30 protein-coding genes are annotated in these 22,634 nt (G+C 61.0%); 11 read left to right on the top strand and 19 right to left on the bottom strand.

The features are described 5' to 3' along the window. Window positions 1–22 precede the first annotated feature (22 nt). The gene (locus tag IT763_RS04340; protein ID WP_016928916.1) at window positions 23–571 is read left to right on the top strand and encodes a GNAT family N-acetyltransferase; all 549 of its coding nucleotides are present in this window, start codon (window positions 23–25) and stop codon (window positions 569–571) included. Here IT763_RS04340 and IT763_RS04335 read toward each other — a convergent pair. The 5 genes from IT763_RS04335 to IT763_RS04315 all read right to left on the bottom strand — a co-directional run bounded on the left by IT763_RS04335 (window position 562) and on the right by IT763_RS04315 (window position 3,536). After that, window positions 562–813: a hypothetical protein gene (locus IT763_RS04335; protein WP_016928917.1), complete on the bottom strand. Its 252-nt coding sequence runs from the start codon at window positions 811–813 to the stop codon at window positions 562–564. The genes IT763_RS04340 and IT763_RS04335 overlap by 10 nt on opposite strands. 86 nt (window positions 814–899) lie before the next feature. After that, a complete protein-coding gene (locus tag IT763_RS04330; RefSeq protein WP_049299702.1) occupies window positions 900–1,352 on the bottom strand; it encodes a thiol-disulfide oxidoreductase DCC family protein in 453 nt (150 codons plus the stop codon). A gap of 75 nt (window positions 1,353–1,427) precedes the next feature. Then, a complete protein-coding gene (locus tag IT763_RS04325; protein ID WP_049299703.1) occupies window positions 1,428–1,757 on the bottom strand; it encodes a hypothetical protein in 330 nt (109 codons plus the stop codon). A gap of 154 nt (window positions 1,758–1,911) precedes the next feature. Next, entirely contained in the window at window positions 1,912–2,538 is a 627-nt protein-coding gene (gene ycaC, locus IT763_RS04320) for an isochorismate family cysteine hydrolase YcaC (RefSeq protein WP_004928476.1), read from the bottom strand. 116 nt (window positions 2,539–2,654) lie between these two features. Further along, entirely contained in the window at window positions 2,655–3,536 is an 882-nt protein-coding gene (locus tag IT763_RS04315; RefSeq protein ID WP_016928920.1) for a pirin family protein, read from the bottom strand. A 125-nt stretch (window positions 3,537–3,661) separates the two neighbouring features. Here IT763_RS04315 and IT763_RS04310 point away from each other — a divergent pair, with 125 nt between their 5' ends. After that, a complete protein-coding gene (locus IT763_RS04310) occupies window positions 3,662–4,570 on the top strand; it encodes a LysR family transcriptional regulator (protein WP_033634044.1) in 909 nt (302 codons plus the stop codon). On the opposite strand, the gene IT763_RS04305 is transcribed toward IT763_RS04310, so the two are convergent. Further along, complete coding sequence (locus IT763_RS04305; RefSeq protein ID WP_049299704.1) at window positions 4,571–4,954, bottom strand: VOC family protein; 384 nt, start codon at window positions 4,952–4,954, stop codon at window positions 4,571–4,573. 2 nt (window positions 4,955–4,956) lie between these two features. After that, window positions 4,957–5,739: a DeoR/GlpR family DNA-binding transcription regulator gene (locus tag IT763_RS04300; RefSeq protein WP_016928923.1), complete on the bottom strand. Its 783-nt coding sequence runs from the start codon at window positions 5,737–5,739 to the stop codon at window positions 4,957–4,959. Between the two features lie 34 nt (window positions 5,740–5,773). On the opposite strand from IT763_RS04300, the gene IT763_RS23330 reads away from it, so the two are divergent. Further along, entirely contained in the window at window positions 5,774–6,064 is a 291-nt protein-coding gene (locus tag IT763_RS23330; RefSeq protein ID WP_228009799.1) for a hypothetical protein, read from the top strand. After that, window positions 6,006–6,530, top strand: coding sequence for a hypothetical protein (locus IT763_RS04295; protein ID WP_240430143.1), 525 nt, complete (start codon window positions 6,006–6,008; stop codon window positions 6,528–6,530). The genes IT763_RS23330 and IT763_RS04295 overlap by 59 nt, the downstream gene beginning before the upstream one ends. 36 nt (window positions 6,531–6,566) lie before the next feature. Here the strand turns inward: IT763_RS04295 and IT763_RS04290 are convergent, their stop codons facing one another. The 4 genes from IT763_RS04290 to IT763_RS04275 all read right to left on the bottom strand — a co-directional run bounded on the left by IT763_RS04290 (window position 6,567) and on the right by IT763_RS04275 (window position 8,722). Further along, window positions 6,567–6,830: a DUF333 domain-containing protein gene (locus IT763_RS04290; RefSeq protein WP_016928925.1), complete on the bottom strand. Its 264-nt coding sequence runs from the start codon at window positions 6,828–6,830 to the stop codon at window positions 6,567–6,569. Between the two features lie 50 nt (window positions 6,831–6,880). Then, window positions 6,881–7,369, bottom strand: a complete 489-nt coding sequence (locus IT763_RS04285) for a DUF2501 domain-containing protein (protein ID WP_033637239.1) — start codon at window positions 7,367–7,369, stop codon at window positions 6,881–6,883. 126 nt (window positions 7,370–7,495) lie between these two features. After that, window positions 7,496–8,086: a lipid IV(A) palmitoyltransferase PagP gene (gene pagP / locus IT763_RS04280; RefSeq protein WP_004940603.1), complete on the bottom strand. Its 591-nt coding sequence runs from the start codon at window positions 8,084–8,086 to the stop codon at window positions 7,496–7,498. Window positions 8,087–8,242: 156 nt separating this feature from the next. Next, window positions 8,243–8,722, bottom strand: a complete 480-nt coding sequence (locus IT763_RS04275; RefSeq protein ID WP_176063892.1) for a universal stress protein — start codon at window positions 8,720–8,722, stop codon at window positions 8,243–8,245. A gap of 675 nt (window positions 8,723–9,397) precedes the next feature. Here IT763_RS04275 and IT763_RS04270 point away from each other — a divergent pair. Continuing rightward, complete coding sequence (locus IT763_RS04270) at window positions 9,398–11,077, top strand: alpha-keto acid decarboxylase family protein (protein ID WP_016928928.1); 1,680 nt, start codon at window positions 9,398–9,400, stop codon at window positions 11,075–11,077. Window positions 11,078–11,132: 55 nt separating this feature from the next. Here IT763_RS04270 and IT763_RS04265 read toward each other — a convergent pair whose 3' ends face one another. After that, window positions 11,133–12,236 (bottom strand): DUF1615 domain-containing protein, encoded by a 1,104-nt coding sequence (locus IT763_RS04265; RefSeq protein WP_049299707.1) that lies wholly within the window; start codon window positions 12,234–12,236, stop codon window positions 11,133–11,135. Window positions 12,237–12,365: 129 nt separating this feature from the next. Here IT763_RS04265 and IT763_RS04260 point away from each other — a divergent pair, with 129 nt between their 5' ends. Continuing rightward, window positions 12,366–12,824: an N-acetyltransferase gene (locus IT763_RS04260; protein ID WP_049299708.1), complete on the top strand. Its 459-nt coding sequence runs from the start codon at window positions 12,366–12,368 to the stop codon at window positions 12,822–12,824. A gap of 100 nt (window positions 12,825–12,924) precedes the next feature. After that, entirely contained in the window at window positions 12,925–13,788 is an 864-nt protein-coding gene (gene tehB / locus IT763_RS04255; protein WP_016928930.1) for an SAM-dependent methyltransferase TehB, read from the top strand. Here tehB and IT763_RS04250 read toward each other — a convergent pair. Further along, window positions 13,783–14,496: a 2OG-Fe(II) oxygenase gene (locus tag IT763_RS04250; RefSeq protein ID WP_049299709.1), complete on the bottom strand. Its 714-nt coding sequence runs from the start codon at window positions 14,494–14,496 to the stop codon at window positions 13,783–13,785. The genes tehB and IT763_RS04250 overlap by 6 nt on opposite strands. Then, window positions 14,493–15,548 (bottom strand): bifunctional DNA-binding transcriptional regulator/O6-methylguanine-DNA methyltransferase Ada, encoded by a 1,056-nt coding sequence (gene ada / locus IT763_RS04245; RefSeq protein WP_110146715.1) that lies wholly within the window; start codon window positions 15,546–15,548, stop codon window positions 14,493–14,495. Before ada ends, IT763_RS04250 begins: the two co-directional genes overlap by 4 nt. A gap of 237 nt (window positions 15,549–15,785) precedes the next feature. Here ada and leuE point away from each other — a divergent pair, with 237 nt between their 5' ends. Both leuE and IT763_RS04235 read left to right on the top strand, forming a co-directional pair. Beyond that, a complete protein-coding gene (gene leuE, locus IT763_RS04240) occupies window positions 15,786–16,424 on the top strand; it encodes a leucine efflux protein LeuE (RefSeq protein WP_049299711.1) in 639 nt (212 codons plus the stop codon). Window positions 16,425–16,583: 159 nt separating this feature from the next. Then, window positions 16,584–18,083: an aldehyde dehydrogenase family protein gene (locus tag IT763_RS04235; RefSeq protein WP_016928934.1), complete on the top strand. Its 1,500-nt coding sequence runs from the start codon at window positions 16,584–16,586 to the stop codon at window positions 18,081–18,083. A 33-nt stretch (window positions 18,084–18,116) separates the two neighbouring features. On the opposite strand, the gene feaR is transcribed toward IT763_RS04235, so the two are convergent. The 3 genes from feaR to IT763_RS04220 all read right to left on the bottom strand — a co-directional run bounded on the left by feaR (window position 18,117) and on the right by IT763_RS04220 (window position 20,307). Then, a complete protein-coding gene (gene feaR, locus IT763_RS04230) occupies window positions 18,117–19,016 on the bottom strand; it encodes a transcriptional regulator FeaR (RefSeq protein ID WP_193843291.1) in 900 nt (299 codons plus the stop codon). Window positions 19,017–19,153: 137 nt separating this feature from the next. After that, a complete protein-coding gene (locus IT763_RS04225) occupies window positions 19,154–19,795 on the bottom strand; it encodes a DsbA family protein (RefSeq protein ID WP_049299712.1) in 642 nt (213 codons plus the stop codon). Window positions 19,796–19,902: 107 nt separating this feature from the next. Beyond that, window positions 19,903–20,307, bottom strand: coding sequence for an Exc2 family lipoprotein (locus tag IT763_RS04220; protein ID WP_016928937.1), 405 nt, complete (start codon window positions 20,305–20,307; stop codon window positions 19,903–19,905). A 192-nt stretch (window positions 20,308–20,499) separates the two neighbouring features. Here IT763_RS04220 and IT763_RS04215 point away from each other — a divergent pair, with 192 nt between their 5' ends. Then, entirely contained in the window at window positions 20,500–20,748 is a 249-nt protein-coding gene (locus IT763_RS04215; protein ID WP_016928938.1) for a hypothetical protein, read from the top strand. Here IT763_RS04215 and IT763_RS04210 read toward each other — a convergent pair. Beyond that, a complete protein-coding gene (locus IT763_RS04210; protein ID WP_049299713.1) occupies window positions 20,745–21,512 on the bottom strand; it encodes an NAD(P)H-dependent oxidoreductase in 768 nt (255 codons plus the stop codon). The two genes, IT763_RS04215 and IT763_RS04210, sit on opposite strands and share 4 nt — an antisense overlap. A gap of 84 nt (window positions 21,513–21,596) precedes the next feature. Here IT763_RS04210 and IT763_RS04205 point away from each other — a divergent pair, with 84 nt between their 5' ends. Further along, window positions 21,597–21,977 (top strand): helix-turn-helix domain-containing protein, encoded by a 381-nt coding sequence (locus IT763_RS04205; RefSeq protein ID WP_049299714.1) that lies wholly within the window; start codon window positions 21,597–21,599, stop codon window positions 21,975–21,977. On the opposite strand, the gene IT763_RS04200 is transcribed toward IT763_RS04205, so the two are convergent. Further along, window positions 21,974–22,555: a flavin reductase family protein gene (locus IT763_RS04200; protein WP_033641194.1), complete on the bottom strand. Its 582-nt coding sequence runs from the start codon at window positions 22,553–22,555 to the stop codon at window positions 21,974–21,976. The genes IT763_RS04205 and IT763_RS04200 overlap by 4 nt on opposite strands. Window positions 22,556–22,634: the final 79 nt, after the last annotated feature.

Below are 22,634 nucleotides of genomic sequence, written 5' to 3'. Positions count from 1 at the left end.
ATTTATCCAGCCGGGAGAAACGATGATGAGCCTTACTCCTTCAGACCCTTTTTTCAGCGAACGCCTGCAGATGCGCCCGCCGGTGATGGCGGATCTCGCACGTTTCTACGCCATCTTCGGCGATCCGCAAACCCAGCGTTTCAATCCCGCCGGCCCGCTCACCAGCGAAGCGCAGGCCGCCTCGGCGCTGCAAGAGAGGATTTCCGGGTGGCAACAACACGGTTACGGTTCCTGGGCGATCGCCCTGCGCGAACGGCCGGATTGGATTATCGGCTTTGGCGGATTGTCCTGGAAACCGCTCGGCGCGCAGCGCACCGTGAACCTCGGCTATCGATTCGATACACGCGTCTGGGGCATGGGGTTGGCCACCGAGATGGCGCGGGCTTCGCTGCGATATGGTTTTGTCGGATTGGCGATGGAGGAAATTTCCGCCATTGTGCGAGCGGAGAATCAGGCGTCGTGGCGAGTGCTGGAAAAGATCGGCATGCGGCGGGTGGATACGCTGGATGACGTGCCCGGCGCCGCGCCGAGCCTGGTGTACACACTAAAGCGCGGCGACTATCAGGGCTGATCGTCGCTGATTTTGGCCAATGCCATGCGATAAGATTTGACCTTCTGACGCTTCTTTAGCCAGGTCGTGGTCGACACGATGAACACCGCGCCCGACATCGCCAACACGCCGGTCGGGTGGCCGTAAAACACCATCAAGGCAAAGTACACGGCGGAAACGATCGCCACCCATTTCGCCGTATTGCCCATGTCGTTTTTCTCCTGGGTCAAACGGCGAATGCGCTCTTCTTCACTGATTCCCATACGCGCTCCTTGTTGGTTGAACGTTCCATTATATGGAGTTGGAGTGCTGATATTTCAAGCGATTGGATGGTAAAGAAGCGTAAAGCTCAGGCCGGCGGCTCCCGCCGCCGAGACAGATAACGCCCGGGCTGATCGGCGCCCGGCAGGCCGCTGCCGTCGTTGCGGCCAAACAGCCGGTAGCGATTGCCGGCGACCGCATCATAGACCTTGTCCGCCAGTCGCGGCGGCAGGTAACGCGCCAGCGCCAGCGCGCGGTACGGCCATCCCAATTGGCGCAGCGCCTGAAACAACGCCGCCGAACGTAGCCAACAGCGCCCCTGCTCAACATAGACCACGGAATCGAATCGATCGGTCGGCAATCCCAGCGCCTGCAGGATCGCCTGCCCTTCGACGGATTGCACCGTCGCCAACAGAATGCGCCGCTGCCGATCGGCGCGAATAAGGTATCTCACCAGCCCGTGACACAGATTGCATTCGCCGTCGAACAACAGCGCGCGATCGCCGGGCTGGAGATAAGGCAGCTGTGATAAAAGGGTCATCCCGCCTCCCGAGAACCGCTCTCCTTAGCCTAACGCGCCTGGCGCGCCCAGGCCAGGACGGGATGACAGGGCTCGTTAAGACGCAGGCGGCGCGTCAGGCACGGCCACCACCGCGACGCGCACTTCGTAATGTTTGGCGCTGCCCGCCGGGATTACCGCCGTCAGTTTGTTGATGGTTTCCACCGGATTGTCGCTGGCCGAGGTGGCGCAGAACAGCTCGCCGCCGTGGCAGAATCCCGGCTTGGGCGGGTGCCCGCCCGGGAAAGGCGGCATGCGCATCGGCGCATCCATCAAAGGCGGCAACGCGTTGGCCGCAGGCTTCTCAGGCGCCGACATCGCGCTCGCGCTGAACAATAGCGCCATGCCCATGCAGGGCAGCGCCAGGATCTTGATTGCTTGTTTCATTGAATTAGCCTCATTTGCCGGGTTCGGGATTACGCTACCCCGCCCCCGGCCCATGAGAAAGCCGCTTTTCGCTACCTTTTCGCCTCACTGCGTTTTGCTTACATCCCGTGTCTAACGTGATGAAAGGCGAAAGGTTGGGTAAAGGGTCGTCGCGTTACTTACCGTTCGTCAGCGTGTTATAGCTGGTCATCAGGTTGCGGTAGTCCGGGATATGGTTGGAGAACAGCGTGCCCAGCCCTTCGATATCGTTACGCCAGTCACGGTGCAGCTCGCAGGCGACGCCGAACCAGGTCATCAGCTGCGCACCGGCGGCTTCCATGCGGCTCCAGGCCGACTGACGCGTCAGCTCATTGAAGGTGCCGGAGGCGTCGGTCACCACAAAGACCTCGAAACCTTCATTGAGCGCCGACAGCGCCGGGAATGCCACGCACACTTCGGTCACTACGCCGGCGATGATCAGCTGCTTGCGGCCGGTGGCTTTTACCGCTTTGACGAAGTCATCGTTGTCCCAGGCGTTGATCTGGCCGGGGCGCGGAATAAAGGGAGCATCGGGAAATTGGGCTTTCAGTTCCGGCACCAGCGGGCCATTGGGGCCGTTTTCGAAACTGGTGGTGAGAATGGTCGGCAGGTTGAAGTACTTCGCTAAATCACCCAGCGCCAGCACGTTGTTTTTAAACCGATCGGGATCGATATCACGCACCAGCGAAAGCAGCCCTGCCTGATGATCCACCAGCAATACGGCGGCCTGGTCTTTGTCGAGGCGCTTGTAGTTTGCAGTCATGGTTTTACTCCTGTGGGGTTGATGTTGCGGATGGAACGCCCCGCCTTGCGGCGGGGCGTTGAGGTTTAAGTGTAGCGCCTGAGCCGGGAAACACGGCCCGCCCCAGGCGCCAAAGTTCAACCGGCGCTCGCTTCGGCGTTCATGCTGCCGAACTTGCCGCTGTTGAAATCGCGGAACGCCTGCTGGATTTCCGCGTCGCTGTTCATGACGAACGGGCCGTAGCCGACGATAGGCTCATCGATCGGTTCGCCGCTCAGCACCAGCAGCGCGACGTCGTTGTTGGCTTCGATGGTGATCGAATCCCCCGCCCGGTCGAAACGCACCATTTGGGTTTCACGTACCACGTCTTCGCCGTTGACCAGGATCGCGCCGTGCAGCATCACCAGCGCCAGCGTATGGCCTTCTTTCACCGTCAGCGTGGTGGTATGGCCGGCATTCAGCTTCATGTCCCACACGTTGAGCGGGCTGAAAGTGCGTGCCGGGCCGGCGTGGCCGCCAAAATCACCGGCGATCACCCGCACCTGCCCTGCGCCGTCCGCCAGCGGAACCACCGGAATATCGGCGTTCAACAGCGTCTGGTAACCCGGCTCGGCCATTTTGTCCTTGGCCGGCAGGTTGACCCACAGCTGCACCATTTCCATGGTGCCGCCCTTGCGCGAGAAGTCCCGCGAATGGAACTCTTCGTGCAGGATGCCGGAGGCGGCGGTCATCCACTGGACGTCGCCGGGGCCAATCACCCCGCCGCTGCCGGTCGAGTCGCGGTGTTCCACTTCGCCCTGATAGACGATGGTCACCGTTTCAAACCCGCGATGCGGGTGCTGACCCACGCCACGGGTGCCGGAGGCGGAGCGGAATTTGGTTGGCGCCGCGTGATCCAGCAGCAGGAACGGGCTCATTTCCGCCCCCAAATCGTTATAAGAGAACAGCGAATTCACCAGGAAACCGTTACCGACCCAATGTGCTTCCGGGCTGTTGTGAATACCGAGGATTTTTTTCATCTTGAACTCCCGTTTCAGACCTCACGGCCTTAAGTTGATGTCAGAAGTTTAATCCGCCGGAGTTTGCTGCAGTAGTAGGCAAGATGTACACTCAGCGTTCTACTGATAGAACGATAAGGGATACGATGCTGACCGATCTGAACGATCTGTTTTTCTTCGCCAGCGTGGTCGATCACCAGGGATTCGCCCCCGCCGGCCGGGCGCTGGGCATTCCCAAATCCAAGCTCAGCCGCCGCGTGGCGCTGCTGGAGGAGCGGTTGGGCGTGCGCCTGATCCAGCGTTCGACGCGGCGCTTCTCGGTGACTGAGGTCGGCCAAACCTATTACGCGCACTGCAAGGCGATGCTGGTGGAAGCGGAAGCGGCGCAGCAGGCGATCGAACAGACGCGCGCCGAGCCCTGCGGCACGGTGCGCATGTCCTGCCCGGTGGCGATCCTGCACACTCGCGTCGGCAGCATGGTGGCGGCCTTTATGGCCGATTATCCCAAGGTGACGGTGCATCTGGAGGCCACCAACCGCCGGGTGGACGTGGTGGGGGAAGGATTGGATCTGGCGATCCGCGTGCGGCCGCCGCCGCTGGAGGACAGCGATCTGGTGCTGAAAATCCTGGCGCAGCGCACCTGGTGCGTCGCCGCCAGCCCGGCGCTGGTGCGCACCCTCGGGCCGGCGCACACGCCGGAAGACCTGCGTAAATACCCGACGCTCGATCTCGGCCCGGCGCGCGGTCAGCACCAATGGCGGCTGACCGGCCCGCAGGGTGAACGGGTGGAGTGGGAGCACACGCCGCGGCTGGTCACCGACGACATGCTGATGCTGCGCACCGCCGCCATCGCCGGCGCCGGCATCGTTCAGTTGCCGGCGATGATGATGCGCGACGACATGCTGCGCGGCGAGCTGGTGCAACTGTTGCCGGGCTGGCAGCCGCAGGGCGGCGTGGTGCATGCGGTTTACCCGTCGCGCCGCGGCCTGCTGCCGGCGGTGCGGCTGCTGCTCGACTATCTGGGCGAGCAGTTCGCCAGCATTGAAGAAGAGTGATCAGGCGGTGATTTCGATCGCATTGCCGTCTGGATCGCGAATGACGGCCTCGTAGAAACCGTCGCCGGTCCAGCGCGGCGCGGACAGCAAAATGCCCTCCTGCTGCGCGCGCTGCGCCAACCGATCGACCTGCCGTTCATCCCCCAGCGACAGCGCGATGTGCGCCCAACCGACCCGCTCCTCCTGCGCCTGCGCCGGCAGCAACGTCGGCACGCGCATGATCTCCAGCGTCGGCCCGGCCGCCAGGCTGACGAAACGGGAAACGAACCCCGGCCGATTGCGGCTGACGTACTCCTCCCCCGCTGCACCGTTGAAATAGCGCTGCCAGAACGCCAGCTGCGCGTCGATGTCACGGGTCCACAGAGCAACATGGGCTATTTTCATCATCATTCTCCGGTCGGTAAATCGCTGTGCCAAACCTGGCCGCCGCCCTGCGCCACCTGCAGCTCAAGCTGCGGGTGCGCGCCGCGCGCCGTCACCAGATGATCCACCCGCCCGGCGGGCAGGAAGGGGTAAGGGGCGTAGGTATTGAGCTTGTCGCGGGTGCACAGCACCGCCACGCTGCCGGCGCGCGTCAACAGCCGCTTTTTGAAGGTGGCGTCCTGGTAGCTCAACGCGGAGAAGCCGCCGGCCGGGTCGTAGGCGCAAATGCCGGTGAACACCAAATCGAAATGGAAACCGTCGATTTCTTCCGCGGCCTTGGCGTCCACGCAGCCGCCGACCTGCGCATCCAACTCGCCACCGATCAGGATGGTGCGGATCCCCGGCCGCTCCAGCATTTTGCCGGCGATGCTCAATGCATTGGTCACCACCGTTAAACGCCGATCGCGCGGCAACAGATCCGCCAGATACAGGTGGGTGCTGCCGGCGTCGAGGAAGATCAGCTGTTCTTCACCGATCACCCCCAGCGCGGTTTGCGCCAGCGCCAGCTTCTCGTCACCGCTGAGCGCAATGCGCGTCGCAACGGGCCCCTCGGCCGGCGTCGGCGCCAGCGCGCCGCCATAGATGCGTTTGCACAGGTTCTGCGCCGCCAGCTGGCGCAGATCGCGGCGGATGGTCGCTTCGGTGGTGTTCAGCCGCTGCGCCATCTCCAGGGCCAGCACCCGCCCCTGTTGACGGAGCGTGTCAAGAATGGCCTGGTGACGCTCATTCGGTAACAGTTTGGACATCATGTCAATCCGGTGACGCTAAAAGTGATCATAAATGTACACAAACAAACAAAAACGTACAATCCAGGGCGGAAGAAAAATCGCCGGGCAGGATTTTCGCCTGCGGGATGTTGGCTATACTGAGGCAAGCGAAGTTACCGCAGACGTAACGGCTTGGGCGCTAAGGGAAAACAATGTTATTGACGATCGCAAGGTGGCTGTTTCAACTCCCCGGGAAGCTGTTCGGACTGATTTTCAAAAATCGCCTGAGGATATTTTTGTTCTTCATGCTGGTCGCCGTTGGGGTGCTCGGCGCCAAGCGCTATCTGCACGCCCACCAATATGACGACGAATTCAGCCTCGCCGCCCCCGCCGATTACAATCGCGCAATCAAGCGCGAAATGCCGCTGCGAGAGGCGCGCGAACAGTGCGGTGGGCCGTTGCACGACAATGCCGGCCAGCCGTGGCCCGCCTCAGCCGGTTATCTGCATCAGCCGACGCGGCTGCCCGCATCCGGCCTGCATCGGCTGACGCTGGATAATCAGGGCAACGATTTCGCGGTGCTGGTCAAACTGGAAACGCCGGCGGCGCCGCAACAGCTGGCGGAAGTCTTTATTCCGCCCGCCGGCAGCTTCGAGGTAAAAATCAATGCGGACGCGGAACACGTGATGAAAATCAAGAACATCAAGACCGGCTGCATGTTCCGCTCCCGGCCGTTCAACCTGGATGAACAGCGCGATTGGCGCATGCCGCTGACGCCACAGAAGGATGGCAGCCTGCAGCTGCAGCCGATAGGCGATCGCCAATTCTGATCGGGCGCCGGGCGGAAGAGCCGGCGCCGCATAGGGTTACTTTTTCACCGGATGATCGCGGCGGAACAGTTCCCAGCTTTCAATTTCCTGCCCACTCGGCAAGGTACAGGTGGAATACTGGCCTGCCGCATTCTCTTTGGCGTTCAACTTGCCGCCGATTTGGGTGCAGTACACGTCGGCCGGGTTCGCCATGCCGATCGGTTTCACCTGCGGCGGTGGCGGCGCCTCATTGGATTTCACGGAACACCCCTGCAACATCGTCATCCCTGCCAGCAGGGAAAGCATCAACGTTTTTTTCATTTTTTCAGCTTATGCAAAAACGAACGGCGGAGCGCTCCGCCGTTCGCTCATCATGAAATAAAGGATTTGCCCTGTTTCAGCACCAGATCGCAGGCTTTTTGCTTCACCTTCTCGGTGATCTGCGAGGTGCCCAGGCTGTTCAGATCCAGACTCTTGCCTTCGCCGGTCTGCAGCAAGCCGCCCAGGCCCTGCTGATAATCCTGGCTCTTGGCGTTTTCGGTGCTGGTGATGCCCAGCTTGCTGAGCAGCTGATCTTTCACCCCTTCGGCGCCGTTAGCCGACAGCACATTGTTTTTCACGCAGTACTGCAGGATACCGGCGGCATTGGTCATGCTGCTGGAGCTCAACGCCTTGTCGCCGCCGTTCAGCAGGCCGGTCAACGAGGAGAGCGACATGCCGCCGCTGCTGTCGCCGCCCGACTTGCTCAGTTCGCCCGCTGCGCTGCTGAGGGAATCCATCAGCCCGGCGGCCTGGGAGGCACCGCTGGCCAGGGTAGCGGACAGCGCTAAAGCCAGCAATAAACGATGTTTGGTGATCATAGTGGTGAAACTCCTGTCATAACGGCATGCAATCGGCGCAGCGCGCCGGGATACCCTTCCGACGCCGTCGGCGGCGACAAGTTCCTTTTATCTCGCCGCCGCGCCGTTTTTCGGAATTCAGGAAGTTTAGAACTGCCAGCGCAGCCAGGCGAAGAACACGTTGCCGTTGTTATAGGTGCCGGGAATGTAGGTCGCCTGGAACGTCAGCCGCTGATAGCCGATAGAGGCCAGCGGCAGCGGCGCCGGAATAGGGATGTAATTCCAGTTGTCGCGCGCGGTGACGCTGGCGGTGAAGCCCAGCCCCAGGCGAAAATCCTTGTCATCCAGCGGGCGCCAGATCTTCTCGTAGGCGTAACCGCCGATCGGCTCCCATTTGTTGAAGGAGTCCTTGAACGCCATGATATAGATGCCGTGCCAGTCACCGTCGCTGTCGTAGCGGGAGATGCCGTAACCGGCGCCCCACGGGCGTTCGTTGTACTTATCGATATGCTCATCATCATAAGTCCAACGGTTGTGCCAGGTGATGGCCGGGATATAGAGATCGTGGTTAGGCGAGTTGTTCCAGGTCTCCGCCACGTTATCGGTAAAACGCTGCCATAAACCCGGTTTTTCAGCCTGTGCGGCATTGCCACTTTCTGTACCAACCTCAGCATAAGAAGGCAGTGCAGGAAATATCAACGCCAGAGAACACGCCAAAAGGGTCCGTTTTAGAAACATCGTAAAGCTCCTGTAAAAATACGGCCGCAGATCTTTACCGATAGCCCAGGCAAGATCAAGCCGTATCTAATTTATCCAACGCCCGTTGTGCTTTGGTTAAGTTTAGCACCGGAAAATGCCCAATAATTCAGGACAAACCGTACCGGTATCCGCATGCTATTGCCTTTCGGGCGGCAAAACCGTGGGAAAAATCCGCTTTGTCGCACGCGACTCGCGAGCAAGATGCTTGACCAACACATCGACATCGAGACGGTTCACAAACGCCAGGGAATAAGAGGAATAGAGGCCGAACAGGCGGTTTTGGTGCCCGACCACCACCAGATCGATGCCGGCCTGGTGAATAAAATCGCTCACGTCCTTAAAGCGCCTTATGGTGACAATCTCCTTGACCGCGACCGGCACATCGACGGCGCTCACCAACCGGCTCAGCATCGCCTTGGCGGCGATCACTTCCTGCGCCTGGCGATCCTTGATTAACGCATCGCTGCCGTACTCCAGCTCCGCATAGTCGGCGTTAAGATGGCCGACAGTGAGGGCGATTGGCTGCCCGCGCACCATCGCCGCCGCTTGACTCAGCAACGGCAGCCCATCACGCTCGTTATGAATCAGTACCAAAATATGCCGATAGCCTTTCATCACACTTCCCCCTCTCAGGCCAGCACTGATGGGATATGATCCCCTCTGGTAGGTATACGCCATCCGTGCACACGTAGAGAAAAGTTTACGTATCACTTCCCACAGAATGTGATGACCGCCACGTTATATTAACGCCCGTGACGGCCCATTTTTACACCGGCCCGACGCGGCGCGCATTGCGGCATCTGTAAAGCAAAACTGACAACCATGACCGAATAAAAAAACCCTGTTGTTAATTTTTTGTTTTTTATTGGTTACGGGATGGTTTCGTGAAATAAGCGTGCGGCGGATCACCAAAATGCCCCTTTATGCCAGGCTCTGCTTTTCTTTCTCAGGCAAAAAGCGTTACGCCACCCGATGGGATTTAACGCGGCGTCAAAAGTACCGGATGTCTCGCCCTGCATCACGATAAATGCCAATGCGCCGCCGCTTCTCTGCCGATATACCGTCAATGAAAAATACCGTCTCTTCCCAATATCCAATAACCCTACTTTTTATGTATTACTCAATCGCGTAAAGCGCCGAATACAAACCGCCTATTCACCGGCCGCCCTCCTTATCTTGAACAAGCCGAGACTTTAAATAACTGTTAATGCTAACGACACAACATCGCCAGCAATTTATTTTTGCTGATTTTCGCCTGACAAAATAAAGATAAATAATCCGGAGCAATCAATGAAAATAACTATCGGGTCATTCATTCTGCAACAGCTTCATGCCCTGAGCGTCGATCGTATTTACGGCGTGCCCGGCGACTATAACCTCAGCCTGCTGGAGCTGTTGGAAAGCGACGAACGGCTGACATTTGTCGGCAACTGCAATGAATTGAACGCCTCCTACGCCGCTGACGGCTACGCACGGATGAAAGGCGCCGGCGCGCTGATCGTCACCTACGGCGTCGGCGATCTGGCCGCGTTGTCCGGCATCGCCGGCGCCTATGCCGAATCTTCACCTGTGGTCTGCATCGCCGGCACGCCGCCGCTGCACGCGATGAAGAATCATCAGCTATTGCACCATACCCTGGGCGACGGCAATTTCGACAACGTCATGAACTGCTTTAAACAATTCACCGTCGCTCAGGCTCTGATCACGCCGGAAAATGCCGCTCAGGAAATTCCACGCGTTATTTCTCGCGCCTGGATAGAGAAGAAACCGGTATATTTACAGCTGCCGTCTGATATTTGCGATGTCGAAATTGAAGTTGCCGCAGCCGCAGCACCGCCGCAGTTGCCGGCGAGCGATAAATACAATGTGCAATTAGCGGCGATGGCGCTGTTAACCAAAATAAAACGCGCACAGCGCCCGATCATATTGGTCGACCAAATGGTGGATCGTTATCGGTTGCAGCAGCAGGTTATCGCCGTCGCTCACCGCTTTGCCATTCCGCTGACCAATATGCCAACCGCCAAATGCATTATTCCGGAAGATACCGCCGGTTGGATGGGCGGCTACAGCGGCAACCTATCGCGCCCCGAACTCTATGAACGCATGGCCCACTCGGACTGCGTGCTGAGTTTCGGCGTGCGTCTGGTGGACTCCACCACCGGCTATTTCTCGCAGCAAATTCCCGCCGCCGCTCAGGTAGATATTCAGCCGTTCTCGATGACGCTGGACAAGACTTCCTACCCGGCGGTGTCGACGGCGGATCTGCTGCAGGCGCTGTTGGATCTGAGCGAAGACGCGCCGGCGCAGCCTTTATCACCGCTGGCCGATCCGCGTGACAAGCTGGCGACGCCGAGCGACGCGCCTCTCGACCAGGCCTATCTGTGGCGGCGGATCCAACGCTTCATTCAGGCGGATGATGTGGTGGTGGTGGAAAACGGCACCTCGGGCGCGGCCATCGGCGGCATGCGCATGCCGGGCGGCGTCAAGGTGGTCAACCAACCGATTTGGGGCTCGATCGGTTATACCCTGCCGGCGCTGCTCGGCACCCTGATGGCGGCTCCTGAACGCCGTCACCTGCTGTTCATCGGCGACGGCTCCTTCCAGCTTACCGCGCAGGAAGTGTCCACCCTGCTGCGCTGTGAACAAAAACCGATCATCTTCCTGATCAACAATGACGGTTACACCATCGAACGCTATATCCTCGGCGAAAACTCGTCCTACAACGACATCAGCCCGTGGGACTACGCCAAACTGCCGGCGGTATTGAATACCCAGGCGCAGCCGTTCAGCGTGGCGGTGGAAACCACACAACAGTTGGAAATGGCCCTGGAACACGCCTCGCGGCAGGATCGGCTGGCGTTTATCGAGGTGAAAGTGCCGATGATGGACACGCCGCCAGTGATGAAAGAGTTCTGTAACCGCTGCAACAGCTTTAACTTCGGCCTGACCAACCCGCGCCGCAGCGCCTGAGACGCGATGATCGCGCCGCCGGTGGTTCAGGCTGCCGGCGGCGTTTTTCATGCCGTTACCCGCCGGCGCGCGCCATGCAACGCTGGCGGCGTTCATCCACCCGCTTGGCGAACCAGGCGGTGGTCAGCTTGCGGGTGATTTTCGGGCTTTCCAGCTGAATGCCCGGCAGCATCTCACGCGGCAGCTTGCCGCCCGCCAACGCAAAGACCTTCTTATACAGGTCGGTATCGGCAAAGTCAGCCGTATCGCCTTTCTCAAGCGCCCGGCGAATGGCGCTGTCGCTCATGTTCAGGCGCTTGCCGAGCGTGCGCACCGCCAGCTCGGTCGAGCCGGGCTTGTCGCTGCTGAAGTCGATCAGATCGCCGTCCAGCGCCAGCGGAATGGCGCTCGCCCGGCTGACCGCGTTTTGGAACGCCGCGTTGCGGCTGGCGTACCAGCCGGCGTTGAAGTCGGCAAAGCGGTAAATCGGCCGGCTGTAATCGGCCGGGTACCCCAGCAAATGCATAATGCCGAAGTACATACCGCCGCGCCGGCTGAAAACTTCGCGGCGAATCGAGCCGTCGACCGGATAAGGATACCCTTTGGCGTGCGCCTCGGCGAAGGCGATGCTCACCTGCATCGGGCCGCCGGTATGTACCGGGTTCAAATGGCCGAACAGTTTCTGTCCCATCGGCACGCGGTCGATCATGTCATCGAAGATATCGCTCAGATCCTTCTCCGTGCGCACCTTATCCAGACGCTCGCTGTAGCTCTGGCCGTTCGACGACGAGATCTTCAACGCGGTATGCACCAAAAAGTTCGGGATGTGCATCTGATCGGCGCGGCGGTCGATCTCTTTCCAGGCGATCTTCGGCAGCCCCGGCACCTGCGGGTTAGCCTGGAACGTCGACTCTTGTTCGGTCACCGCCAGCACCGAACACAGGTTCTCATCGCTCGGTTCGATGCCCTGCGCGGCAAAGGCGGCGGTAATATCGGTGGCCCAGCCCTGACGATCGCCGGCGTTGGCCGGGATCAGCGTCATCAGTCGGGCTTTGACGTCGGCGGGACGCGCCGCCGGCGCCGTGGTGGTGGTCTTGCTGGTACAGCCCGCCAGCGCCAGCAGCGCGGCCAGGCTCAGCAAACGGAAGGGCATCGGGTGGAATAAACGAGGTATCGGCATCTTTTCCCTGAACGTGATGACATGAACAGCACTGAAATTAGCCCAGCCGCCGCGCACAATCCAGTATAAATATACCCGTTCCGCCGCACAGGTGGGCCGGGAAATACCCAACAACGCAGGGAGAACAAAATGATCGAACTCAAAGAAATGACGACGCAGGAACTGGATCACTACCGTAAATACGGGGTAAAGGCTTACGCAGACGATTTGGCGCGTTCGTTTCAGCTCAGCCAGGAACACGCGTTGATCGAGGCCGAAGCCAATTTCAAACGAGGGCTGGCGATGCCCGATCAACGGTTGGTATGCGCGAGACTGCCGAATGTCGAGGACAGCATCGCCACCGTCTGGTACGCCATTGAGCAACGAACCTTCGGTAAGCAGCTGTTTATCTATGATTTTGAAGTGACACACGCCTGGCGTGGCAAAGGTTATGGCGAACGGGTACTAAACGCGGTGCTGGACGCGGCGAGAGCACAGGGGGCGGAATATGCCGAACTGACGGTGTTCAACGATAATCCGACGGCCGCACGCCTGTATTCCAAGTTAGGTTTCGATGCGGTCACCACCCGTATGCGCCGCCGTTTGTAGCAATAGGTTATCGAAGCTCGGGATTTTCAAATGACGCATAAAGATGTATTTTATATACATCATATAAATCACTTTGCTCACCCAGCCAGAGGAGCCCCCTATGGAGCAGCAGCTGCTTTGCTATAAAACCCTGCCGGAATGGAACAGCGATACGCTGCCGGAAGCCTTCCGCCAGCGCCACAACACCCAGAGCGGCACCTGGGCGAAGCTCACCGTGCTGAGCGGCAACCTGACGTTCGCCATGATGACCGAAGACGGCGCCACCACCGAAACCTGGCAGTTCAGCCCCGAAAGCCAGCCGCCGTTTATCGCGCCGCAGCAGTGGCATCGCATCGTTTCCTTCTCGGACGACATGACCTGCCGGCTGGCGTTTTACTGCACGCCGGAAGATTACTACCACAAGAAATACGAACTGACGCGCACCCACTCCGAAGTGATCGAGGCGGCGGCGCGCATCGCGCCGGGCAAGGCGCTGGATCTGGGCTGCGGCGGCGGCCGCAATTCGCTCTATCTCAATCTGAAAGGTTTCGACGTCACCGCCTGGGACAAGCACGCGCCGTCGATAGCTCGCCTCAACCAGATCGTCGACGCCGAGCAGCTGACCCGCCTGCGCGCCGGGGTGCAGGATCTCAATACTCACCGCTTCAGCGGCGAATATGACTTCATCCTGTCCACCGTGGTGTTGATGTTCCTCGAGCGGCAGCAAATCCCGCATATCGTGCAAAACATGCAGGACAGCACCGTGCGCGGCGGCCATAACCTGATCGTGGCGGCGATGGATACCGAAGATTATCCCTGCCCGCTGCCGTTCCCGTTCACCTTCAGCCCGGGTGAGCTGAAGCATTATTATCGCGACTGGGAAATCCTCAAATACAACGAAGACGTCGGCCAACTGCATAAGACCGACGCCAACGGCAACCGCATCTCGCTGCGCTTCGCCACCCTGCTGGCGCGCAAGCTATAGCGCGTCGTGAAAGATCACCCCTAGCGTATGGCGTTGGCCGGTGCGTATCCGGCTGACGCCGTGGCGCAGATTGACCCGATAGTAACCTTTCATTCCCGCCACCGGCCGGTGATGCACGGCGAACACCACCGCGTCGCCCTGCTGCAGTGGCACCACCTCCGGCCGGCTCTGCATCCGCGGCCGCTGTTCGGTCAGCACAAATTCGCCGCCGGTGAAATCCCGTTCGGGGACGGAGAGCAAAAACGCCACCTGCAGCGGAAACACCCGCTCGCCGTACAGATCCTGATGCAGGCAGTTGTAATCCCCTGTTTCGTAGCGCAACAGCAGCGGCGTCGGCCGCCGTTGGCCGGCCCGGTGGCATTCGGCCAGGTAGGCTTCGTGTTCGGCGGGATAGCGCGCCGCCAGGCCCAACAAGGCGTTCCAGCGGTTGGCCACCGGCGCCAGCCGTGCATACATCAGGCTGCGCGCCTCGGCCACCGGCGGCGGCAGCGGATAGGCGAAATAGCGGTACTCGCCGCGGCCAAAACCGTGCTTCGCCATTACGATGCGGCTGCGGAAGTGCGCATCCTGCGGGTAGAGCGCTGTCAGCTCGCGGCACAGCTCTTGGCTGAGCACGCCGGGCAGCCGCGCGCAGCCCTGCGCATCGAGTTCGCGCTCGATCGCCGCCCAGTCCAATTCGGCCAGCCGGGCCGCCAGCGCGCCGCTCATCGCTGCGCCTCTTTTTCCAGCAAGGCTTTCTTGCGCTCGACGCCCCAGCGATAGCCGGATAAGGCGCCGTCGTTGCGCACCACCCGGTGGCAGGGGATCGCCACCGCCAGCATGTTGGCGGCGCAGGCGCCGGCCACCGCGCGCACCGCTTTGGGCGCCCCAATGCGCCGGGCGATATCGGCATAGCTGACGGTTTCGCCGACCGGTATCGCCTGCAGCGCCCGCCAGACTCGCTGTTGAAACGCGGTGCCGCGAATATCCAGCGGCAGCGCCAGCCCGTTCTCCGGCGCTTCAATCAGGCCCACCACCTGCGCCATCAGCGCTTCATACTGCGCATCGCCGCCGATCAGCTCGGCGTTGGGGAATTTGTCCTGCAGATCCTGCACCAGCTGCTGCGCATCGTCCCCCAGCAGAATAGCGCAGATGCCCACCTCGCTCTGCGCCGCCAGGATCTCGCCCAGCGAACAGCGCCCGACGGCGAAATGGATGCGCATGCCTTTGCCGCCCGCCCGATAGGCCTTCGGCGTCATGCCCAGCGCGGCGTTGGCCTGCTGGTAGAAGCGGCCATTGGCGCCATAGCCGGCGTCGAAGATCGCGTCGGTCACCGTTTCCCGCTGTGTAAGACCGGCGCGCAAGCGCTGGCTGCGCTGCGCATCGGCGTAGCCTTTCGGCGTCAGGCCGGTGATCGCTTTGAACAGCCGGTGGAAATGGTATTGGCTCAACCCGACGTGGCGCGCCAGCGTCTGCAGCGACGGCGCTTTTTCCGCCCGTTCGATATAGCGGCAGGCCGCGGCTATCTGCCGCGCATGCTGTTCCGTCAGCGGCGTCAGCCCTTGCCGGCAGCGTTTGCAGGGCCGATAACCCGCCGCCTCCGCCTGCTCCGCATCGTCGAACAGCTCCACGTTTTGCCGATTCGGCTGGCGTGACGGGCAGGAAGGCGAGCAATACACGCCGGTGGTTTTCACCGCGTAGATAAAGCGGCCGTCGGCGTGCTTGTCGCGGCTGACGATCGCCAGCCAACGCGGATCGGCGCTGTCGATTACGTTTTTCATCATCCGTTCCTCACTGCGGTTTCGATGTTAACCAGCATAGTGACGGGCCATTGGCGAAACACGCCGACTCTTGCTTTTTAATTCGATGCCAACGTTTTCAACAATGTTTCGACAATTTTTAACCAACAACATGAAGTTTATTACGTTGCCAACCCGGTTGCACGGCGTTAGGATCGCGGCCGGCCACGGGCGTGGCCAGTGTTTCTGCCTGTTAGTTGCGCGCATGGAGAGGTTATTGTGTTAGAGAGTTTTGGCGTCCTGAATTTATGGACCTATTTGGCCGGGGTGGTCTTCATCATCATTCTGCCGGGGCCGAATACGCTGTACGTGCTGAAAACCGGCGTATCGCGCGGCGTGCGCGCCGGCTATACCGCGGCGCTGGGCGTGTTTATCGGCGATGCGATCCTGATCTTCTGCGCCTATATCGGCGTGGCTTCGCTGATCCGCACCACGCCGTTCCTGTTTACCCTGGTACGTTTTCTCGGCGCGATTTACCTGCTGTTCCTCGGCGCAAAAATCCTCTACGCCACCTTCGTGCAGCAGGCGCAAGCGCAACAGCAGCAAATTGAAGGCGGCCACAGCATTCTGCGCAAGTCGCTGACGCTGAGCCTGACCAACCCGAAAGCTATTCTGTTTTACGTGTCGTTCTTCGTCCAGTTCATCGACTTCAACTATGCGCACACCGGGCTGTCGTTCACCATTCTGGCGCTGATCCTCGAAGCCGTCAGCTTTATCTACATGAGCACGCTGATCTTCTCCGGCGCGATGCTGGCGCATTTCTTCAATCACAAGAAAGGCCTGGCGAAGCTCGGCAACGGCCTGATCGGCCTGCTGTTCCTCGGTTTCGCCACCCGTCTGGCGACCCTGAGCTCGTGATCCCTCCCGGCCGGCGCCCGCCGGCCGCGGTTTACTGTTCCGTCACGGCAAAATGACACGCAGGACAAACCGAATGTCAGGCAGAGCAAAGCCGCCGCTTTACCGCTGATCTAGACTCTCAGGGTTAACGATAACCTGATGAGCCTGATCGGAGGATGTATGTCTGACAATACCGTAGCCGTGCTGGATAGCGTGTCGCGTTTTCTCGATCGTCAGCATGGGCTGTATATCGACGGCCAGTGGCGCGCGTCCGCCGCGGAAGGCCGCCTGGCGGTGTATAACCCCGCCAATGGGCAGCAGATCGCCACCACCGCCGACGCCAACGAACACGACGTCGCGCTGGCGGTGCAGTCCGCCCACAAAGCCTTCAGCGAAGGCGTCTGGGCGCAGCGTCTGCCGGTAGAGCGCGAACGCATCCTGCTGCGCTTCGCCGATCTGGTGGAGCAGCACGCCGAAGAGCTGGCGCAGCTCGAAACCCTGGAGCAGGGCAAATCCATCAACATCGCCCGCGCTTTCGAAGTCGGCAGCACCCTGAACTGGATGCGTTACACCGCCGGGCTGGCGACCAAAATCACCGGCCAGACGCTGGACGTCTCCATTCCGATGCCGCCGGGCGCCAAATATCAGGTTTATACCCGCAAAGAGCCGATCGGCGTGGTCGCCGGCATCGTGCCCTGGAACTTCCCGCTGATGATCGGCATGTGGAAAGTGATGCCGGCGCTGGCGGCGGGCTGCTCCATCGTCATCAAGCCGTCGGAAACCACCCCGCTCACCCTGCTGCGCATCGCCGAACTGGCGAGCGAAGCCGGCGTGCCGCCGGGCGTGTTCAACGTGGTCACCGGCCGCGGCACCGTGTGCGGCAAGGCGCTGACCGAACATCCGCTGATCGCCAAAGTCAGCTTTACCGGCTCCACCCCGGTGGGCAAAAGCATCGCGCGCGCGGCGGCGGATCGCCTGACCCGCGTGACGCTGGAGCTGGGCGGCAAAAACCCGGCCATCGTGCTGAAAGATGCCGATCCGCAGCAGGTGATCGAAGGCCTGATGCTCGGCAGTTTCCTCAACCAAGGGCAGGTGTGCGCCGCCAGCTCGCGAATTTATATTGAAGCGCCGATTTATGATCGGCTGGTAGCCGGATTCGAACAGGCGGTGAAATCGCTGTCGGTCGGGCCGGGGATGGATACCGGCGCGCAAATCAACCCGCTGGTGTCGCTCGCGCACCGCAACAAGGTGGCGGCCTACCTGGACGACGCCCGGGCGAAAAACGCCGAGCTTATCGGCGGCGCGGCCGGGCCGGACGCCAACGGCTTCTACATTCCGCCGACGCTGGTGATCAACCCGGACGATCGGCTGAACCTGACGCGCGAGGAAGTGTTCGGCCCGGTGGTCAACCTGATCCGTGTGGCGAGCGCCGAAGAGGCGCTGAGCAAGGCCAATGACACCGACTTCGGGCTGACCGCCAGCCTGTGGACCACCAGCCTGCAGCAGGCGATGGCGCTGACGCCGCGCATTCAGGCCGGCACCGTGTGGGTCAACACCCATACGCTGATCGACCCGAACATGCCGTTCGGCGGGTTCAAACAGTCGGGCAGCGGCCGCGATTTCGGCCCGGATTGGCTGGATGCCTACACCGAGTCGAAATCGGTCTGCATCCGCTATTGAGTGAAGCGGCGCGGGCCTGGCCCGCGCCCTGACTTACTGATACTGCCGACGGTATTCGCTCGGCGACATGCCGAAACGCTGCTTGAAAGCAGTCGAGAAATGGCTGTGATCGGCGAAGCCCCAGTCGAGGCCGACCCCGGCCAGCTTTTCCTGCCCGGCGGCGCTGCGCAGCGCCTGCGCGCACAGATCCAGCCTGCGGTTCCTGATGTACTGCGCCACCACCAGCCCCTGACGGGCGAACAGCCGATACAGGCTGCGTAACGACACCCCCAACTCGGCCGCCACCCACTCAGGGCGCAGCTGCGCCGACTGAATATGCCTGTCGATCAACGCCAGCGCCTTGTCGAAGACCGATTGTTGTCCCTCTGGGCGCGCCTGTTCGAGCGCCAACGCCGGGCGCAGCAGCGCCGCCAGCGCATTCAGCACCGCCTCGCTTTCCGCCGCGGCGAGCTGAGGATCCTGCATGCTGCTCAGCACCAGCTGGCGGCTAAGGCGCACCGCGCTGAGCTCGGCCCCCAGACGCTGGGCGCAGGGCGGCGGCAGCGGCAGGCAGCCGCGCGGCAACAACAGGGAGATTTGGCGCGAATCGCGCTGGAAGGTGAAGCTGCTGGGCCGTGAGGCATCGATCAGCGTCATGTCGCCGGGAGAGAGCGGCGTTTGGCGATCGCCCTGCTCCATCAACGCGCTGCCGCGCAGCTGGATGACGGTGAAAAAGTGCGCGCCGTCGCTGCGGGCGATCTCACGCGGCGTGCGGTACAGCCGGGCCTGAGACACGTCGACCACGCTCAGGCGCAGGGCATGGGCGCGAAACTCCTGCATCGCCCCGCTGAAGCCGGGCCCCAACGTTTTCGCGCAGAATCGGCCGCAGGCGGTGTTGATTTTCCCCAGCCACTCTTCGAAGCCGACGTCCCGGAGCGTTGCCAATGCCGTCATGATCTCTCCCTTCAAACAGCAGCGGTGCTGCGCCGTTGAACAGAAAAACACCATAACAATCCGTTAACACACAATCAATGGCGAGCGGGGGATTTGGCGCCGCGATCACAGATCATCGGGCGCCGGGAGGCATCGCCTTAAGGCTGCGTATCCAACAGATAGCGCACCACCGCCGCGTACTCTTTGGCGTAGCCTTCAACGCTGGTGCTGGCCATGCCGGCATTGTCTATCTTGTATTTGCCTGCCACGTAGAACGACGGAGTACCGCGCACGTCGAACGCTTTCACCGCTTCGTTCTGCTTGGCGATCAATCCTTTGACCAGCAGGCTGTGGCGCGCGTTTTCATAGGTGGCGGCATCGATGCCGGCCGCCGTAAACACCCGCTGAATATCGTCGGCGCCGTTGACGGCGCGCTGTTTCTGCACCGCGTCGAACATCGCGCCTTCAATCTTGTCTTCCACGCCCAGCACCGTCGCCACCGCCCAGGCTTCGGTCAGCGCATTGCCCAGTTTGCCCATCAGGCTGACGTGATATTTGGTGACTTTCTCACCGGCGGGCAGCGCCTGCGCCACGGTGCCGCCTACGCGGTAGGTTTCGGCGAACTGATAGCAAGGGCCGCAGTAGAAGGAGAAGAACTCCACCACCGCCGGCGCGGCGGCCACCGGCTTATCCAGCCGGGTATATTGCTCGCCCGCACGGTAATCCGCGGCCTGAACCGCGGGCAGCGCCAACATCAATACGACGGCGGCGGCGAACGAACGCTTAACTTTTGCCAACATAAACACTCCTGGTTTCATCTATGAACATCGTCCTTAGCGGCGGTTTTTATAATCAAATAACCGCCAGAAGACCAGTTTTTATTACCTTCTATTTGTGAGGGATTAAGTCAGCGTCCTTCGTAGCCGTCCCAATAGGCACCCACCGCTTCCTGCGAGAGCACCTGGCGGCGCTTAGGATTGTCGGCGCTGCTGTAGGCGCGATTGATGAAAATGGTTTTGTGTTCCATGTTCTGCTGGAACTCCGCGCTGGCCAGGTAATCGGCCTTTTTCTGCGCCTCGCTGCGCGCCACGCCCGCCGCGCGATCCTTTTTCCCCTGCTGGTAGAACTGTTCGAACATCGGCACGGCGTTTTTAATGCTGCCGTTCACATCGGTGCGGAATTGCGGATCGAAGTCGTCGCGGGTTTGATAAACGTAGTGTTTGGCATGCTGCTCGGCGCTGCTGAGGTGATGAGTGCAGGCGCTGAGCGCCAACAGCGGCAACAACAGCGCCGCGCTTTTCAGTCTTTTCATGTCGTCTGTCCCTGTCAGTGAGGAAGGTTCCTTTAGCGCCACGAGCATAGCGCCGGCCCCCGGTGAACGTCAAACGACAAATCGCGCATCACTTTGTTTTATATTAATATTATATACATTGATTGGTATTCATTGCCTGAAACACTATGCTTTAACAGACAGGGTAAACACTCACCGACAGCGAGGCGGCCAATGAAACCGATCGACAAAAACGTGGGGGAGTACGACCTCACGGCGGAAAAAAAAGCGGGCATGATCACCGGCACCATCCGCGGTGAACTGCCGGACAGCGACGCGAATCTGCCGCTGGTGCCCTTCTCCGGCACTTTCGCCGGCCCCAGCGTAGCCGAAGCCATCGCCGATATTCAGCAGCAGTTCCCCGACATCGAACCGGCGATTATCGACGATTTGCGCGAGGAACTGCTGAAGGCCGGGTTCTAAGCCGGATCGCAGTGCCGCACGAACGGGCTGTACACCGGCGCGCCGGGCTTCAGCGCCAGATCGGCGTCAAAATCTTCATTGCGGTTGAACGGCACCGCCGGCCAGGCGGAAAACGCGTTCAAACCGTCCCGGTACGCCTGTGTCACCTGCGCCAACGCGGCGTTTTGCGCCTGCAGAGCTTCACCCGCCAACCCGCCGCGCACGCCATAGACCAGGAACGGCTCCAGCACGCTAAAGCCGATATAGTGCAGCGCATGCATGATTGGCCACAGCATCAGCCGCATGTCGCCGTCGCGCCCATTCGGCGCGCAGGCCTGTGCGGAAGCGCCGGCGGTGACGGTCAGCAGCGCCCGTTTGCCGCGCATTACGCCGTTCTCATGGCGGTGGCGGCTGTCGTAGATCCCGCCGTAAACGAACACCCGATCCATCCAGCCCTTGATGATAGCCGGCGCGCCGAACCACCAGAAAGGGAACTGCAGCACCAGCGTATCCGCCCAGCGCAGCAGCTCAATATGCCGCCGGATCTCCACCGGCAGCGCCTGGATCGTCCAGTGATGGCGCTGTTCCTGCATCGCATCGAACCTGTCCGCCTGCTTTCTGCTGGGGTAGTGGCCGGCGCCCTCGCGCGGATCAAACCCCTCCTGATACAGATCGACCGTTTTCACCTGATGCCCCTGCGCCAGCCAGGCCTGCCGCGCCTGTTCGGCCAAATGGGCATTGAAAGAATGCGGCTCGGGGTGAGCCAGCACAATCAGCACGTTCATCCTGTGTCTCCCGTTGTAAGGTGGTGCTGTTATGCTGTGGTTTTATCGCCCCCTTGGCAATTACGCACCTGAAGGTAACCCCCAATGGCTTATCCCGGCGACGTCTATTCGAGCAAGTGTTCCGCGCGCGATGCGCTGGCGCTGATTTCCGGCAAGTGGGTGATGCTGATCCTGCCTGCGCTGGCGCAGCGCCCGATGCGCAACGGCGAGCTGCTGCGCCGCATCGACGGCATTTCGCAGAAGGTGCTGACGCAAACGCTGCGCCAGCTGGAACGCAACGGGCTGCTCGAACGGCTGGATTTCAGTGAAAAGAATCAGGCGCATGTGGAATACCGGCTCAGCGCCGTCGCCCGCTCGCTGGTCGAGACGCTGACGGCGCTGGACCGATGGGCGGAATACCATTTCCCCGAGCTGGACGCCGCCCGCGAGCGCTATGATGCCGACCGCGGGCGCGAAGCCGATTAAAGCGGTTTGGCCCGCAGCGTCTCGCCGCTGCGCACGAAGTTGCCGGCCCCCAGATGATGAATGGTGTGCAGATCCGCATTGGCGGCGGTGAAGTTCCAGCGCCCTTGCTGGAACACCCGCTCGTCCGCCGCCGCGCTCAACACCTCGCCGAAGCAGGTGTCGTATTTTTCCTGCGCGCCGCTTTCCGGCAATAATCGGCACTCCAGCCACGCCACGCAACCCTGTTCGATCAGCGGCACCTGCAGCGTAGCGCTCGGCGCAGCGGCGATGTGAAAGCGGGCGAACTTGTCGTCATCCAGCCCGGACACGCTGCCGACCGCGTAGGTGGCGTCGATGAACATGGCCGCCGGCACGCAAATGCCGAATGCGCCGCTCTCCTCGATCATTTGCCGGCTGTGCGCCCCTTTGTCCACCACAATGGCGATGCGCGGCGGGCTGAACTCCACCGGCATCGACCAGGCGGCGGCCATCACGTTGCGTTTGGCGCCGTCGCGGCTGCGGCTGGTGATCAATACCGTCGGGCCGTGGTTCAGCAGGCGGCTGGCGTGTTCGAGGGCGACAGGACGAAAGTGGCTCATCGGGAAATCCTTGCGAGTGACTGTTTTCCCAGCAGTGTAGATCTGCGCCGTAAAGGCAAGCAACGCGGGGCGCACAGAA

Origin of the sequence: Serratia sp. CMO1 (assembly GCF_015689115.1) — a bacterium.
Classification (GTDB): Bacteria; Pseudomonadota; Gammaproteobacteria; order Enterobacterales; family Enterobacteriaceae; genus Serratia; species Serratia marcescens.
This window is presented reverse-complemented; position numbering and strand designations above follow the sequence as displayed.